15 protein-coding genes are annotated in these 13474 nt (G+C 74.9%); 4 read left to right on the forward strand and 11 right to left on the reverse strand.

The window, feature by feature from the left end; all coding sequences use genetic code 11:
• Positions 1-8 precede the first annotated feature (8 nt).
• The gene (locus EDD39_RS14230) at positions 9-560 is read left to right on the forward strand and encodes a DUF1697 domain-containing protein (RefSeq protein ID WP_123556081.1); all 552 of its coding nucleotides are present in this window, start codon (positions 9-11) and stop codon (positions 558-560) included.
• Positions 561-630: 70 nt separating this feature from the next.
• On the opposite strand, the gene EDD39_RS14235 is transcribed toward EDD39_RS14230, so the two are convergent.
• Positions 631-1629, reverse strand: coding sequence for a helix-turn-helix transcriptional regulator (locus tag EDD39_RS14235; RefSeq protein ID WP_123556083.1), 999 nt, complete (start codon positions 1627-1629; stop codon positions 631-633).
• A gap of 101 nt (positions 1630-1730) precedes the next feature.
• Here EDD39_RS14235 and EDD39_RS14240 point away from each other — a divergent pair, with 101 nt between their 5' ends.
• The gene (locus EDD39_RS14240; RefSeq protein WP_123556084.1) at positions 1731-2129 is read left to right on the forward strand and encodes a VOC family protein; all 399 of its coding nucleotides are present in this window, start codon (positions 1731-1733) and stop codon (positions 2127-2129) included.
• 7 nt (positions 2130-2136) lie between these two features.
• Here the strand turns inward: EDD39_RS14240 and EDD39_RS14245 are convergent, their stop codons facing one another.
• The 4 genes from EDD39_RS14245 to EDD39_RS14260 form a co-directional block, all read right to left on the reverse strand.
• A complete protein-coding gene (locus tag EDD39_RS14245; RefSeq protein ID WP_123556086.1) occupies positions 2137-2934 on the reverse strand; it encodes a TetR/AcrR family transcriptional regulator in 798 nt (265 codons plus the stop codon).
• Between the two features lie 141 nt (positions 2935-3075).
• Complete coding sequence (locus EDD39_RS14250) at positions 3076-3285, reverse strand: 4-oxalocrotonate tautomerase family protein (RefSeq protein WP_123556088.1); 210 nt, start codon at positions 3283-3285, stop codon at positions 3076-3078.
• A 75-nt stretch (positions 3286-3360) separates the two neighbouring features.
• A complete protein-coding gene (locus EDD39_RS14255; protein ID WP_123556090.1) occupies positions 3361-4107 on the reverse strand; it encodes an SDR family oxidoreductase in 747 nt (248 codons plus the stop codon).
• A 137-nt stretch (positions 4108-4244) separates the two neighbouring features.
• Positions 4245-4805, reverse strand: a complete 561-nt coding sequence (locus tag EDD39_RS14260) for a MarR family winged helix-turn-helix transcriptional regulator (protein ID WP_123556092.1) — start codon at positions 4803-4805, stop codon at positions 4245-4247.
• A gap of 93 nt (positions 4806-4898) precedes the next feature.
• Here EDD39_RS14260 and EDD39_RS14265 point away from each other — a divergent pair, with 93 nt between their 5' ends.
• Positions 4899-5543: an MBL fold metallo-hydrolase gene (locus EDD39_RS14265; protein WP_123556094.1), complete on the forward strand. Its 645-nt coding sequence runs from the start codon at positions 4899-4901 to the stop codon at positions 5541-5543.
• A gap of 60 nt (positions 5544-5603) precedes the next feature.
• Here EDD39_RS14265 and EDD39_RS14270 read toward each other — a convergent pair whose 3' ends face one another.
• From EDD39_RS14270 to EDD39_RS14290, 5 genes are all read right to left on the reverse strand, one after another.
• Complete coding sequence (locus tag EDD39_RS14270) at positions 5604-6575, reverse strand: DUF1152 domain-containing protein (protein ID WP_123556097.1); 972 nt, start codon at positions 6573-6575, stop codon at positions 5604-5606.
• 106 nt (positions 6576-6681) lie between these two features.
• Positions 6682-7644 (reverse strand): DUF1152 domain-containing protein, encoded by a 963-nt coding sequence (locus EDD39_RS14275; RefSeq protein ID WP_123556099.1) that lies wholly within the window; start codon positions 7642-7644, stop codon positions 6682-6684.
• A 69-nt stretch (positions 7645-7713) separates the two neighbouring features.
• Positions 7714-8604, reverse strand: a complete 891-nt coding sequence (locus EDD39_RS14280) for a siderophore-interacting protein (protein ID WP_123556101.1) — start codon at positions 8602-8604, stop codon at positions 7714-7716.
• 112 nt (positions 8605-8716) lie between these two features.
• Positions 8717-9076 carry an arsenate reductase family protein gene (locus tag EDD39_RS14285; protein WP_123556102.1) on the reverse strand — a complete coding sequence of 120 codons (360 nt, stop codon included), beginning with the start codon at positions 9074-9076 and terminating at the stop codon, positions 8717-8719.
• Positions 9077-9196: 120 nt separating this feature from the next.
• On the reverse strand, positions 9197-10828 hold the full coding sequence (locus tag EDD39_RS14290) for a glycosyltransferase family 39 protein (protein ID WP_123556104.1): 1632 nt from the start codon (positions 10826-10828) through the stop codon (positions 9197-9199).
• A 542-nt stretch (positions 10829-11370) separates the two neighbouring features.
• Here EDD39_RS14290 and EDD39_RS14295 point away from each other — a divergent pair.
• Entirely contained in the window at positions 11371-12486 is a 1116-nt protein-coding gene (locus tag EDD39_RS14295) for a PP2C family protein-serine/threonine phosphatase (protein ID WP_162870015.1), read from the forward strand.
• A gap of 30 nt (positions 12487-12516) precedes the next feature.
• Here EDD39_RS14295 and EDD39_RS14300 read toward each other — a convergent pair whose 3' ends face one another.
• On the reverse strand, positions 12517-13431 hold the full coding sequence (locus tag EDD39_RS14300; RefSeq protein ID WP_162870016.1) for an ABC transporter substrate-binding protein: 915 nt from the start codon (positions 13429-13431) through the stop codon (positions 12517-12519).
• Positions 13432-13474: the final 43 nt, after the last annotated feature.

Below are 13474 nucleotides of genomic sequence, written 5' to 3' on the forward strand. Positions count from 1 at the left end.
TCGGCCGCATGGAGACCTACATCGCCTTCCTGCGGGCGATCAACGTCGGCGGCCGCACCGTGAAGATGGACCGGCTGCGGGAGCTGTTCGCCGGGCTGGGCCTGGAGGGCGTGCGGACGTACATCCAGAGCGGGAACGTCTTCTTCCGCACCGCCGAGACCGACCGGGCGGCGCTGGCGGCCAGGATCGAGGCGGGCCTGGCGGACGGGCTCGGCTACCCCGTGCCGGTGATGCTGCGGACGGTCGAGGAGGTCGAGGCGCTGCTCGCGCTCGACCCGTTCGCCGCGGTCGAGCCCGCCGAGGACAAGCGGCTGTGCGTGCTGTTCCTCTCCGAGCCGCTGCCGGACGAGGTCGCCGCCGCGCTGCCGGTCGCCTCGTCGAAGGGCGACTGGGAGCTGGTCGGCGCCACCGCGGACGCGGCGTTCGTGGTGATGTACGTGCGCAACGGCCGGCTGAACGGGAACCCGGCCACCGCCTTCCCCAAGTCCTACCGGGGGCAGGCGACTTCGCGGTTCTTCCACACCACCGCGAAGATCGCCGCCGCGGCCCGCAAGGGCTGACGGGCCCCGGGCTCCGGGCCCCGGGCCACGGGCCACGGACCGCGTCGGTCCGGGCGGGTCCTGCGCCGCGTCAGTCCGGGCGGGCCGCGGCGGCCAGCCGCTCGGCCAAGGCCGCGACCAGGCCGCGGAGTTCGTCCGGTTCGACGATCGTGAACGGGCGGTCGAGGGCCGCCAACACGCCCGGGAGCCAGTCGAGTTCGGCCACCCGCAGCTCGACGTCCGACCAGCCTTCGGCGTCCGGTTCGCCGACCAGGGCCAGCCCGGCCGGCAGCTGCGCCCGGATCCGGGCGGCGTCCGCCCGGATCCGCAGCCGGACGCGGTGCCGGTGCGGGGCGGTGGCCAGGGCGTGCAGGACGCGCTCGGCCGGGTCCGGCCCGGCGGGCGGCTCGAAGGTGCCCGGCAGCGGGCGGGGCGCGGCCAGCCGGTCGAGCCGGAACAGCCGCTCCGCGTCCGCCCCGGTGTCCCACCCGGTCAGGTACCAGCAGCCCGCGTGCAGCACCAGCCCGTACGGCCGGACGGTCCGCTCGCGGGTGCGGCTGCCGGCGGGGTCGTCGGCGCGGCCGGCAGCGCCGGTGTAGCGGAAGGCCAGCGGGCGGCGGTGGCGCACCGCGTCGGCGACGGTCAGCAGCGCCTCCGGGTCCGGAGCGGCAGCGGAGGCCGCGGCGGCGGGCGCGGCGGTGAAGGCCAGGGCCGACAGCAGGGCGTCCAGGCGGTGGGCGAGCCGGGGCGGCAGGACCCGGCGGATCTTCGCGGCGGCCGTCTCGCCCGCGGTGGCGGAGGCGGCGGACAGCCCCGCCCGCTGCGCGGCGGCCAGGCCGAACAGGGCCGCCAGCGCCTCCTCCTCGGTGAGCATCAGCGGCGGCATCCGGTGCCCGGGTGCGAGCCGGTAGCCGCCGTAGCGGCCGCGGACCGACTCCACCGGCAGGTCGAGGTCGACCAGGTGCGCGACGTACCGGCGGACGGTGCGCTCGTCCACCTCCAGCCGTTCGGCCAGCTCCGCGACGGTGCGGACGCCGCCGGACTGTAGCAGTTCCAGCAGGGCGAGGACGCGGGCCAGGGGTCGGGTCATACCGCCGATTCTCCTCCCGATACCGGGCGGATTCCGTCCGGTATCACCGCTAGCGTCGGAATCCGGAACCACCGCACCGGAACACCGCACGGGAGCACCCCATGAACCTCGTCTCCGTCCGACTGATCACCGCCGACGTCGACCGCCTGGTCGCGTTCTACGAGCACGCCACCGGCCTGACCGCCGCCCGGGCCACCCTCGACTTCGCCGAACTCCGCACGCCCGCCGGGACGTTGGCGATCGGCAGCACCCGCACCGTGCCGCTGTTCGCCCCGGGCTCGGCCGAGCCGGCCGCGAACCGCAGCGCCATCGTGGAGTTCCTGGTCGAGGACGTCGACCTGCTGCACCGCCGACTGGCCGACGGCGGCGCGGAGTTCGTCAGCGGGCCGACCACCCTGCCGTGGGGCAACCGCTCGCTGCTGCTCCGCGACCCGGACGGCACCCTGGTCAACTTCTTCACGCCGGTGACGCCGGAAGCCCGGTCCCGGCAGGGAGTCTGACGGTCCGTCAGGAGGCGGGCGGCTGCTGGAGGGTGTTCAGCCAGACCAGCAGCAGGGCCGTCTCCGCCTCGCCCAGCGGGCCGGGGCGCTGCTTCAGCTGGGCCTCCAACTGGCGGGCGGCGGAGGCGAGTCGGTCCTCCTCGGGGGCGGGCGCGGCGGCCGACCCGTTCAGGCAGGAGGCGAAGACCGCGTCCCGGACCCGGGTGGACAGCGCCGGGTCGGCGAAGCGGTCGGGCTGGGAGAGCATGCTCAGGGTGACGCCGACGTTGGCCGCCAGGATCGCCTGCGCGGCCTGCTCGGTGGGGATCCGCAGGGCGCCGGCCGCCGCGCACCGGTCCAGGGTCTGCTTGAGCATGTCGAAGATCCGGGTGGCCGGTTCGGGCACCTCGGGCAGGACGGGCGAGAACATCAGCCGGTACAGCGCCCGGTTGGTCAGCGCGAAGACCATGTGGTCGTCCCAGCCCGCCCGCAGGTCGGCGACCGGGTCGGCGGTGACGGCGAGGGCCCGCTTGCGGTCGATGTAGCGCTCGAAGCCGTGCGCGACCAGCGCCATCAGCAGGCCGTTCTTGTCGCCGAACAGGCGGTACAGCACCGGCTGCTTGACGCCGACCGCCTCGCACACGGCGCGGGTCGAGACGTCGTTGTCCGCGGACTCCTCCAGCAGGTCCTCGGCGGCCTCGAGCATCCGGGAACGGAGGTCGCCGGTCCCCCGGGGGGCGGTGCCGGCGGGGGCGGTGCCGGCGGGGGCGGTGCCGGTGGGGGTGGTACCTGCGGGGGCGGTACCGGTGGTGCCGGCGTCGTGCATGGCCTGTTCCTCGATTCCTCGCTGCCCGGGCCAGCGTAGTGGAGGGCGGCGCCGGGCCCTCCCGGCCGGGCGCGCGGGCGGGCCGGGCCGGGAGGGGGTGGTGCTGCGGTGGTGCCGCGGTGGTGGTGCCGCTGCTCGGTGCTACGCGGCGCCGTTGAGCATGGCGGCGGTCAGGACGTGGCCGCCGATGCCCCAGCCGCCGTCGGTGACCTCCTCGACCAGCACCATGGTGTTCTGGCGGGCTCGCTCACCGTAGATCTCGGCGTACAGGTCGGTGACGCGGTCGACGATCAGCTGCTTCTGCTCCGCGGCCAGGGTGCCGGCGGGGACCTTGAAGTTGGCGAAAGGCACGGTGCTCTCCTCGTGAGGGGCGGTACTGGTGACGTTGACGGTGACGGTGGTGGTGCGGGAGGGGCCGGTGGCGGGTCAGACGATCCCGCCGTTGCTGCGGATGTTCTGGCCGTTGATCCAGCGGCCGGCCGGGCCGGCCAGGAAGACGGCCAGTTCGGCGATGTCCTCGGGGGTGCCGAGCCGTTCGAGCGGGGGCTGCGCGGCCAGCCGGTCGATGGTGGCGGCGTCCTTGCCGTCCAGGAACATCGCGGTGGCGGTGGGGCCGGGGGCGACGGTGTTCACGGTGACGTCCCGGCCGCGCAGCTCGCGGGCGAGCACCAGGGTCAGTGCCTCGACCGCGCCCTTGCTGGCTGCGTACGCCCCGTAGGCGGGGAACTGCAACCCGACCACCGAGGTGGAGAAGTTGATCAGCGCTCCGCCCCGGCGCAGCCGGCGGGCGGCCTGCTGGGCGACCACGAAGGTGCCGCGGACGTTGACCCGCTGGACCTCGTCGAAGTCGGCCAGGTCCAGTTCGGCGACCGGCGCCAGCCGCATCACCCCCGCGGTGTGCACGACCACGTCCAGCCCGCCGAACTCGGCCTCCACCAGGTCGAACGCGGCGGCCATGGCGTGCTCGTCCGCGACGTCCCCGCCGACGGCCACCGCCCGCCCCCCGGCCCCGACGACCTCGGCGACCAGCGCTTCGGCCTTGGCCCGGTTGCCGGAGTAGTGGACGGCGACGGGGTACCCGGCGGCGGCGAGCTGTCGGACCACGGCCCGGCCGATGCCGCCGGAACCTCCGGTGACCAGGGCGACCCGGGGTGCTGCTTCGGTGTTGGACATGGCACGGCCCTCCGTCATTTCGATGATCTCGTTGTGCTGTTGTCAACGATAACAGAGTCATGGATCGTTGATACGGAGATTCTGTTGTCACCGAAATGGGAGGGTTGGCCGCCGAACTCGCCGGCTGCCCCCACGGCTCACCAGGCTCCGCTGATCGGCCCCCGGTCGCCCGCCCGTCCCGCGCTGCCCGCCGTGCTCGCTCCGCCCGCGCCGTCCGCCTCGTCCGCCTCGTCCGTGGCGCCCAGTTCGGCCGCGATCCGGTCCAGTAGGGGGAGGGCCCGGGCCAGCAGCAGCTGCTCGGACTCGTCCAGGCTCGCGGTGAGCGCCCGGGCGAGCAGGCCCACCCGCTGCCGCCGGTCGGCCTCGATCGCGTTCCGGCCCCGCGCGGTCAGGGTGAGCACCTTCTTGCGGGCGTCGTCCGGGTGCGGCCCGGCGGTCAGGTGGCCGGCCTCGGTGAGCTCCTTGACCGTGGCGGCCATGGTCTGGTGCCGCACGCCGCGGCTCGCCGCGAGTTCTGCGGTGGTCATCGGGCCCTGCCGGTCGAGCAGGTCCAGCACCGTCGCCGGGATGGGGGCGAGCTGGTCGTGCGGCCGGCCGGCCCGGACCAGGCCGCTGATCGCCGTCCGCAGTTCGGCCGCGAGCCGCTCGGCGGCGGGCCGTCCGGTCCGGGGCTCGGGGGAGGGGGAGGGGTGTGCCATGCGGTCACGCTACCAGTTGCACAGTACGGGCTGTACAGTCCAGACTGCACAGTCTCACCTGTACATCTCTGCGGTTCCGTGAGAGGACTCCCGATGCGGCTGACCAAGCACGCCCACGCCTGCGTGACGCTCACCAAGGACGACGCCCGGATGGTCGTCGACCCCGGCGCCTTCACGCCCGACGCCGCGCAGGCGGTGGCCGGCGCGGCGGCGGTGCTGATCACCCACGAGCACTTCGACCACTTCGACGAGGAGGTGATCGGCGCGGCCCTGGAGGCTCGCCCCGAGCTGCGGGTCTACGGCCCCGCCGCGGTCGTGGCGCGGTGGACGGCGGCCCGGCGCGGCCAGGTGACGGCCGTCGCCGCCGGGGACGCGTTCACCGCGGCCGGCTTCGACGTCACCGTCCACGGCGACCTGCACGCCGCCATCCACCGCGACATCCCGCGCGTCGCCAACCTCGGCTACCTGGTCGACGGGCGGGTCTACCACCCGGGCGACGCCTACCACGTGCCCGAGGCCCCGGTCGGCACGCTGCTGCTGCCCGCCGCCGGCCCGTGGACCAGGACCGGCGAGGCCGCCGACTACGTCCGGGCGGTCGCCCCCGGGCGGTTGGTGCAGATCCACGAGGCGATGCTCAGCGAGATCGGACAGCAGTCGATGGCCCGCATCCTCAGCCCGGGCATGCTCACCGACGTCCCGCTGGAGATCGTGCCGCCCGGCGACAGCATCGAGGTCTAGCCGGTCCGGCAGGTCCGGCAGGTCCGGTGCCGGGGCCAGTCGCCCGGGGCCGGGCGGCCCTCAGTGCGGGAAGGGGCGGGCCGGGCGCTGCCGGGGCAGGTCCTCGCGGAAGTCGGCGATCACGGAGGCGATCTCCCGGGTCGTGGCGGTGCCCTCCAGTCGGTCCAGGTAGAGGTTGCGGGCGGCGAGGGCTTCGACCGTGACGCCGAAGTAGAGCGTCATCAGCGGGTTGACGAACAGCGTGCTGTCGCCGGTGTGCTCGGTGAAGCGGACGTCGCCGAACTCGCCGCGCAGCGCGGCCGCGACCGAGCCCTGCACGATGCTGGCCCGCTCGGGGCACTCCTCGCGGGCGCGGGCCACGGCGTCCAGGTGGAGCGCGGCCTCGGGGGAGTCGGCGGGGATCGAGAAGGCGCCGAGGTAGCCGCCGTCGCGGTGCAGCGCTGCCAGGTTCTCCAGCACCAGGGCGTGGCTGACGCCGTGGTGGGCGTCGACGCCGAAGCCGAGGCAGGCGACCAGGCGCTGCGGCACGTTCCGGAGCCCGGCGACGGCCGCCAGCGAGGCCATGTCCTCCTCCGGGGTGCCCAGGCCCGCTTCGTCGCCGCGCAGCAGGATGTCGGTGCCGCCGTCCACCAGCAGGATCGCGTCGATGCCGAGCCGCCGCACCAGCGTCCGGTAGGCGGCCCGCAGCGGTTTGACCCCGGTCGAGGCGAACGCCCAGACGGTATCCGGCAGTTGGTGGTCGCGCAGCCAGCGGGCCAGCGAGCGTTCGGGGAACTTGGGTTCGGCGGACGGGGTGTCGGGCGTGATCCGGGCCAGGTGCGGTCCGGCCCAGGCCCCGCCGTCCAGGCCGTAGTGGTGGGTGAAGGACAGGTTCGCCAGGTGGACTTCGCGCCCGGCGGCCCGCAGCGCGAGGGCGAGCGGCAGCCCCGCGTACACGTCGTGGCCGCCGCCCGCGCCGGCGATCATGATCCGTTCGGCGCTCAACAGGCGGGTGAGCAGCGGTGGTTGGAGGAACGCATCGGTGGTGGTCATCGGGGGCGGACGCTAGCAGCCGCCCGGCACCGGAGGGGAGCGGTTTTCCTGCGGGCATCCGCCCGGGCCATCCGCCCCGGGCCATCCGCCCCGGGCCGGGCGGGTCTCAGTGCGGGAAGGCCCGGGGCGGGCGCTGTCGGGGGAGAGAGTCCTGGAAGCGGCCGATGGCGGCGGCGACCTGGCCGAGCAGGACGGTGTATTCCAGGCGGTCCAGGTAGAGGTGCCGGGCGGCGAGGGCTTCGACGGTGGCGCCGAAGTACAGCGTCATCAGCGGGTTGATGAACAGGGCGCTGCTGCCGGTGCGTTCGGTGAAGCGGACGTCGCCGAACTCGCCGCGCAGCGCGGCCGCGACCGAGCCGTGCACGATGCTGGGGTGCTCGGGGCACTCGTCGCGGGCGTGGGCGACGGCGTCCAGGTAGTGGGCGGCCTCGGGGGAGTCGGCGGGGATGGAGAACGCGCCGAGGTAGCCGCCGTCGCGGTGCAGGGCGGCGAGGTTCTCCAGCACCAGGCTGTGGCTGACGCCGTGGTACGCGTCGATGCCGAACCCCAGGCAGGCGACCAGGCGTTGCGGGACCTCGTCGAGTCCGGCGACGGCGGCGAGCGAGGTCATGTCCTCCTCCGGGGTGCCGAGTCCGACCTCGTCGCCGCGCAGCAGGATGTCGGTGCCGCCGTCCACCAGCAGGATCGCGTCGATGCCGAGCAGGTCGACCAGCGCCCGGTACGCCGCCCGCAGCGGTTGCACCCCGGTGGGCGGGAACGCCCAGACGGTGTCCGGCAGTTGGTGGTCGCGCAGCCAGCGGGCCAGCGAGCGTTCGGGGAAGTACCGGTCGGCCGAGCGGACGTCCGGCGTGATCCGGGCCAGTTCGGGGGCCGCCCAGACGTCCGGGTCCAGCCCGTGCAGGCTGCTGAACGAGAAGTTCGCCAGGTGCACTTCGCGCCCGGCGGCCCGCAGCGCGAGGGCGAGCGGCAGTCCCGCGTACACGTCGAAGCCGCCGCCCGCCCCGGCGATCAGGATCCGTTCGGCGCCCAGCAGGCGGGTGAGCAGCGGCGGTTGCAGGAGACTCGTCACCCGCGGGAAGGTAGCAGCCGTCGGATCCGGCCCGGGGCCCTTTCCGCAGCCGGGCCTCCGGGGGTTCGGTCAGCCGGGCTGGGACTGGCGGAGGAGTTCGCGGGCGTCGGCGAGGTCCTCGGGGGTGGGGGCGTCGTCCTGGGTGAGGCGGGTGCGCCAGTAGCCGGTGGAGTGGACGGCGGAGCGGGGGAGGCCGCGGTCCTCGACCAGGTGGCGGCGGAGGGCGCGGACGGTGGCGGCCTCGCCGGCCAGCCAGGCGGGGCCGGGGTCGGGCGGGAGCGCGGCGGAGCGGAGGGCGGCGAGCAGGCGGGCGCCGTGCGGGGCGTCCCCGCGGTGCACCCAGTGGGCGGTCAAGTCGCCGAAGCCGAGCAGGGGTTGGTGCTCCTCGGGGCCGGCGACCTCGATCCAGGCGTGGGCCCGGGCGTCGGCCGGCAGGGCCTCGACCAGGGTGCCGAGGGCGGGCAGCGCGGACTCGTCGCAGGCGAGCAGCAGCGGCCGGCCGCCGTCCAGCGGGAACGGGCGGGCGGACTCGGGGGAGGGCCCGGACATCGCCAGCACCTGCCCGGGCCGGGCCCGCGCGGCCCACGCGGCGGCCGGGCCGCCCGCACCGCCCTCCCCGCCACCGCCCTCACCGCCACCGGCCTCGTCGGCTCCGTGCAGGACGAAGTCGACGTCCACGGTGTGGAGTTCGGCGTCGTGGGCGCGCAGGGTGAAGGGCCGCGTCCAGGGGCGGCGGGCCGCGGGGCCGGCGTGGTACCGGCCCACCAGGTCCTGGCCGGGGGCCGGGGCGGGGAGTTCGGGGCGGTCCCGGCCGGGGCGCGGGAAGTGCAGTTCGACCTGCTGGTCGGGCCCGGCCAGGGCGAACCCGCCGGGCGGCAGCGCGAAGGTGACCCGGGCGGTCCGCGGCGTGGGCCGGTGCACCGCGGTGACGGTCAGGCGGCGGATCGGCAGGTCGGACACGGCGCGCTCCCGGCAGGCTCGGGGGATGGACCGCCCCAGCCTGCCGGGCCCCGCTCACAGGCCGCTGTCATCCCGCTGTCACCCGCCCGAGGGTTCGAGGGGCCCGGGGTGCTCAGTGCGAGAGCACGTCCTGCACCGCGTCCGGGGTCCGCCCGATCACGGTGTAGCCGTCGTCCGCGGTGATGATCGGACGCTGGATGAGGACCGGGTTGGCGGCCATCGCGGCCACCCAGCGGGCCCGGTCGGCGTCCTCGCGGCCCCAGGAGCGCAGGCCCAGCTCCTTGGCCACGGCCTCGTCCAGCCGGGCCACGTCCCACGGCTCCAGGCCCAACCGGCCCAGCACCTCGGTGAGTTCGGCGGCCGTCGGCGGCTCCTCCAGGTAGCGGCGCACGGTGTACTCCACGCCGGCCGCGTCGAGTTCGCCCTGGGCGGTGCGGCACTTGCTGCACTGCGGGTTGATCCAGATCTCCATGGCCGTCCAGCCTACCGACCCCGGCCTACCGACCCCGGCCTACCGACCCGGGCCTACCGACCCCGGCCTCCCTGCGGCGGTCGCTGCCCACCCGCAGCGGTCGCTGCCTGCGCGCGGCGCTCACTGCCCGCGCGCGAGCAGGGTGAGCGTCAGGCCGCCCGCGTGCGAGGTCCGGACCGGCGTGTAGCGGGACTTGAGCGCCTCGGCCTGGGCGGGGGAGAGGTCCGCGTAGGGATCGGGCGACTCGCCGACGGCGACCACCCACACCCGCGGGTCCGACCCGAGGCAGTCCACGGGGACGGGGCACTCCAGCGCGAAGAAGTCGTTCAGCCGGACGGCGTCGGTTTGGACGAACACGTCCCGCAGCCGGTCGGAGTGCGGCAGGTAGTAGCGCATCCCCAGGTCGAGCATCAGGTACGACGCGCCCCCGCGGGACGGGACGATCGCGTCACCGGGGCGGTAGTCGGCGGCCAGCAGCTCGGCGGTGCCCTTCAGGTCGCGGGGGTCGTGCGCGGTGACGGCGCGCAGGCTCGACTGGGACGGCAGGACGATGACGCCGACCGCGATCAGCAGCGCCGGGCACAGCGCGCGCCGCAGCAGCGTCCCCGCCAGCCGGACCCCGCCGGACGCCCGGACCCCGCTCCCGTCCGGTTCCCCCTTCCCGTCCGGGACCCGCTTCCCGGCCCGCATCCGGACGGCGCTCCCGGCCAGGGCCGCGATTCCGGCCCCGGCCAGCATCGTCCAGGCCGGGACGGTGAACAGCAGGTAGCGCTCGGTCCAGTACGAGGAGGAGCCCTGGGAGAGGAACCACACGGCCAGCAGGGGCAGCACCGCCAGCAGCACGACCTGGAGGGAGGCCGCCCGGGTCGCGCGGTGGAGGCAGGCGACCACGGCCGCCGCCAGGAGGACCCGCTCGATGTCCTCGGTCCCGAAGACGCTCGGGAGGGAGTGCAGCAGGTCGATCGGCTTCGGGGTCGGGATCCAGGAGATCTGCCGGGACGCCTGCCGCTGCCCGGCCAGCACGATCGGCAGCAGGCCCGCGGCCGCCGCCGTGGCCGCCAGGCAGTAGCCGGGCAGTGCGCGCTTCCACGTCCGGCGCCGGAGGCGGACCGCGACCGTGCCCGCGTGCCCGGCCAGGATGGCGACGGCCACCAGGTGGAACGCCCCCGCCAGCAGGACGCAGACCGCGTACCCGCACCACCACGGCCAGACCCGCCCGGACTCCTCCAGCGCTCGGAGCAGGAACCAGGTCGCCGCGGTCACCGCGAGCACCACGAGGGCGTAGGAGCGGGCCTCCTGGGCGTACCGCGAGACCGCGGGGACCATGGCGAACAGCAGGCCGGCCGAGAGCCCGGCCGGGCCGCCGAAGAGCTTCTTCGTACTCAGCGCCACCAGGGCGGCCGCGCCGGTCACCGCCAGCACGCTCGGGGCCCGGAGGCTGACCGGGGAGTCGCCGAACAGGGCGATCCAGTAGTGCATGGTGAAGTAGTAGGCGCCGGAGACCGCGTCGACGTTGTGCAGCATGTCCAGCAGTTCGCCGGGGCTCCGGGTGGCCGCGCTCCAGGTGGCGATCTCGTCCCGCCAGAGTTCCGGCCGGCCGGCGTGGTACCCGCCGAGGACGCACGCGAGCAGCGCCGGCCAGAACCAGAGTCCGGGCGGGGCCCAGAGCAGTGCGGCCGGCCGGACGCGGGGGAGGGACGGTGCGCCGGCCGCAGTGGGAACGTCGGGCGACAGGCGGAGACGTCGAAACATGGATGCCGGTTTCTCGCTGGGACGGGTCGGTGGAGCGGGCGCCTCGGAGCTTCCGGTTCCGGAACGGGAACTCCCGTTCCGGCCGATCGCACGCCAACTGCAGCCCCCGCCCGAAAACTAGCAATAGTGGGGACGCCGGGAAGCGGATGCCGGTTTCCTGCCGGAGTGGTTCGGCGGGACGGGCGCCTCGGAGCTTCCGGTCCCGGAACGGGAAGTCCCACCTAAGCCGATCGCGTGCAAACCGATGTGTCCGTGTAAAAACGGGCAGTGTCGATCGGTGAACCCTCCCGTTTGTGAACATCCGTCCGTATTCGGCCATCCGTGCGTCCGTGCCCGCCCGTCCGCGCACCCGTGCCCGTCCGCGCACCCGTGCCCGTCCGCGCACCCCCGGCGGTGACCCGGCTCACAGCACGTCGCCCCGTCCGGCCGGAACGGGCCGAAGGTCCCGAACCGTCGGGACTTTGGCGTGCGGTGGCCGGGAGCCGCCGCACGCGACGATGGAGGGGAGGACCCCACCCGTACCCGCCGTCCAGGAGGTCAGCATGGCAGCGTGGCCCGCCACCGCAGTCCGCCCGGCCGGGGCGCGCTGGGAGGCCGCGATGGCGCAGGCGCTGCGCGCCCCGGCCTGGGTGCGGCTGCTGCCGGTGCTGCTGGTGGTGGCCGACCTGGTGATGGAGTGGTCCATCCCCAGTTCGGTCGCGGCCGGCTTCCTGCTCACCGTGATCCCGGTGGTGGTCGCGTTCAGCGGCGGCCCCGCGCTGGTCGTCTGCTCCACCGCCGTCACCGTCGCCCTCCAGGCGCTGCTCGCGCTGCGGGCCGGCCACCTGACCGAGCAGCACCACCTGTGGACGTACCTGGCCACCGCGCTGGCCGGCGCGATGGGCGCGGGGCTGGCCCGGCAGCGCCGCCGCCAGGCCCGCGACCTGGCCCGGGTGCGGGCCGTCGCCGACACCCTCCAGCACACCGTGCTGCGCCCGGTCCCGGCCCGGGCCGGGGGCCTGCGCGCCGCCGGGCTCTACCACCCCGCGCAGGCGGACGTCGGCATCGGCGGCGACCTGTACGAGGTGTGCGAGACCGAGTACGGCACCCGGATCCTGCTCGGGGACGTCCGCGGCAAGGGGCTGGACGCGGTGCGGACCGTCGCCGACGTGATCGGCGCGTTCCGGGTCGCCGCCTACGAGACCGCCGAACTGGGGGAGCTGGCGGCCAAGTTGGACCGCCAGGTGCACCGGGCCGCCGAACAGCGCGGCGACCGCGAGCTGTTCGTCACCGCGGTGCTGCTCGAACACCGCCCCGGCGGGACCGAGCTCGGCCTGGTCAACCGGGGCCACCTGGCCCCGCTGCTGCTGGCCCCGGGCAGCGTCGGCACCGTCCGCTGCCCCGAGGACCTCCCGCTGGGCCTGGGCCACCTGGCGGCCGGCCCCGTCGAGCCGCCCGTCACCGTCCCGCTGCCGCCCGGCCGCACCCTGCTGCTGCACACCGACGGCCTCACCGAGGCCCGCGACCGCACCGGCGCGTTCTACCCGCTCGCCGCCCGCCTGGGCACCCTGCCCGCCACCGACCCGGACGCCGTGGTCTCCTTCCTCGACCGGGACGTCCGCCGCCACGCCGGTTCCCTGACCGACGACGTGGCGGTCCTCGCCTTCACCACCGCCTGAACCCGCACCCCGCGGGAACCGCCAGGGGGCTCACGGCCCGTTGGTGACCGCGTTCTGGATCGCGCCGACCTGCAGCTGGTGGTCGTTCAGCACCTGGTCGTAACTGCCGTCGGTGATCAGCCGGTTCATCGCCCGCATCAGGACGTCGCGCAGCTGCTGGTCGTCCTTGCGCAGCGCGATGCCGAACGGGCGGGGCTGCAGTTGCGGGCCGCCGACCTGGAGGGCGTTGCCGTTGTCGACGGTCTGCGCGGCGTACGTGACCTTCGGGTAGTCGGTGACGAAGGCGTCCGCGCGGCCCTTCAGGTTGTCGACGGCGGCGCCGTCGCTGTCCGTCTCCATGATGGTCATCGGTTTCCCGTTGTGGTCGCAGACCGTCTTCTGCCGGCTGAGCAGGTCGGCGTGGGTGGTGCCCTTCTTGACCGTGACGGTGTGCCCGCACAGGTCGTCGATCTCGTGGATGTTCTGCGGGTTGCCCTTGTCGACGGCGATGCCGATGCCGGCCATGAAGTAGTCGACGAAGTCCACGCCGGGGTTGACCTGCTTGCCGTCCTTGTCGACGCCCTGCTCGCGCTCGCGGGTGTCGGTGATCCCGGACATGGCGATGTCGTACTTGCGGTCGAGCAGCCCGGGCAGCACGTTGGCGAACGGCCCGACGTCCTGGAACTCCATCCGGACCCCGAGCAGCGCGCCCAGCTTCTGCGCCAGGTGCGGGTCCAGCCCGTCCGGTTCGTTGCGGTCGTTGCGGTACACCACCGGCGCGGCCGTGAACGAGGCGCCGACGGTCACCACCCCGGCCTTGCGCACCCGTTCGGGCAGCAGCGCGCGCAGGTCCGCGGGTCTGTGCGGGTCGTCGCCGATCCCGGCGATGCCGCAGCCGCTCAACAGCAGCGTCCCGCCCATCATGGCGGCGAGCGCGGCGCGCCCCCGCCGGTTCCACTGAGCCATGTCGTCTCTCCCCGTGGTCGACGCGGAACACGACAAGCCCAGG

It is taken from the genome of Kitasatospora cineracea (genome assembly GCF_003751605.1).
Taxonomy (GTDB): domain Bacteria; phylum Actinomycetota; class Actinomycetes; order Streptomycetales; family Streptomycetaceae; genus Kitasatospora; species Kitasatospora cineracea.

Bases quoted from the DNA above. Each gene is read 5' to 3' on its own strand.
- EDD39_RS14230 (WP_123556081.1), top strand. From the start codon at position 9: ATGGAGACCTACATCGCCTTCCTGCGGGCGATCAACGTCGGCGGCCGC.
- EDD39_RS14235 (WP_123556083.1), bottom strand. From the start codon at position 1,629: ATGACCCGACCCCTGGCCCGCGTCCTCGCCCTGCTGGAACTGCTACAG.
- EDD39_RS14240 (WP_123556084.1), top strand. From the start codon at position 1,731: ATGAACCTCGTCTCCGTCCGACTGATCACCGCCGACGTCGACCGCCTG.
- EDD39_RS14245 (WP_123556086.1), bottom strand. From the start codon at position 2,934: ATGCACGACGCCGGCACCACCGGTACCGCCCCCGCAGGTACCACCCCC.
- EDD39_RS14255 (WP_123556090.1), bottom strand. From the start codon at position 4,107: ATGTCCAACACCGAAGCAGCACCCCGGGTCGCCCTGGTCACCGGAGGT.
- EDD39_RS14260 (WP_123556092.1), bottom strand. From the start codon at position 4,805: ATGGCACACCCCTCCCCCTCCCCCGAGCCCCGGACCGGACGGCCCGCC.
- EDD39_RS14265 (WP_123556094.1), top strand. From the start codon at position 4,899: ATGCGGCTGACCAAGCACGCCCACGCCTGCGTGACGCTCACCAAGGAC.
- EDD39_RS14270 (WP_123556097.1), bottom strand. From the start codon at position 6,575: ATGACCACCACCGATGCGTTCCTCCAACCACCGCTGCTCACCCGCCTG.
- EDD39_RS14285 (WP_123556102.1), bottom strand. From the start codon at position 9,076: ATGGAGATCTGGATCAACCCGCAGTGCAGCAAGTGCCGCACCGCCCAG.
- EDD39_RS14290 (WP_123556104.1), bottom strand. From the start codon at position 10,828: ATGTTTCGACGTCTCCGCCTGTCGCCCGACGTTCCCACTGCGGCCGGC.
- EDD39_RS14295 (WP_162870015.1), top strand. From the start codon at position 11,371: ATGGCAGCGTGGCCCGCCACCGCAGTCCGCCCGGCCGGGGCGCGCTGG.
- EDD39_RS14300 (WP_162870016.1), bottom strand. From the start codon at position 13,431: ATGGCTCAGTGGAACCGGCGGGGGCGCGCCGCGCTCGCCGCCATGATG.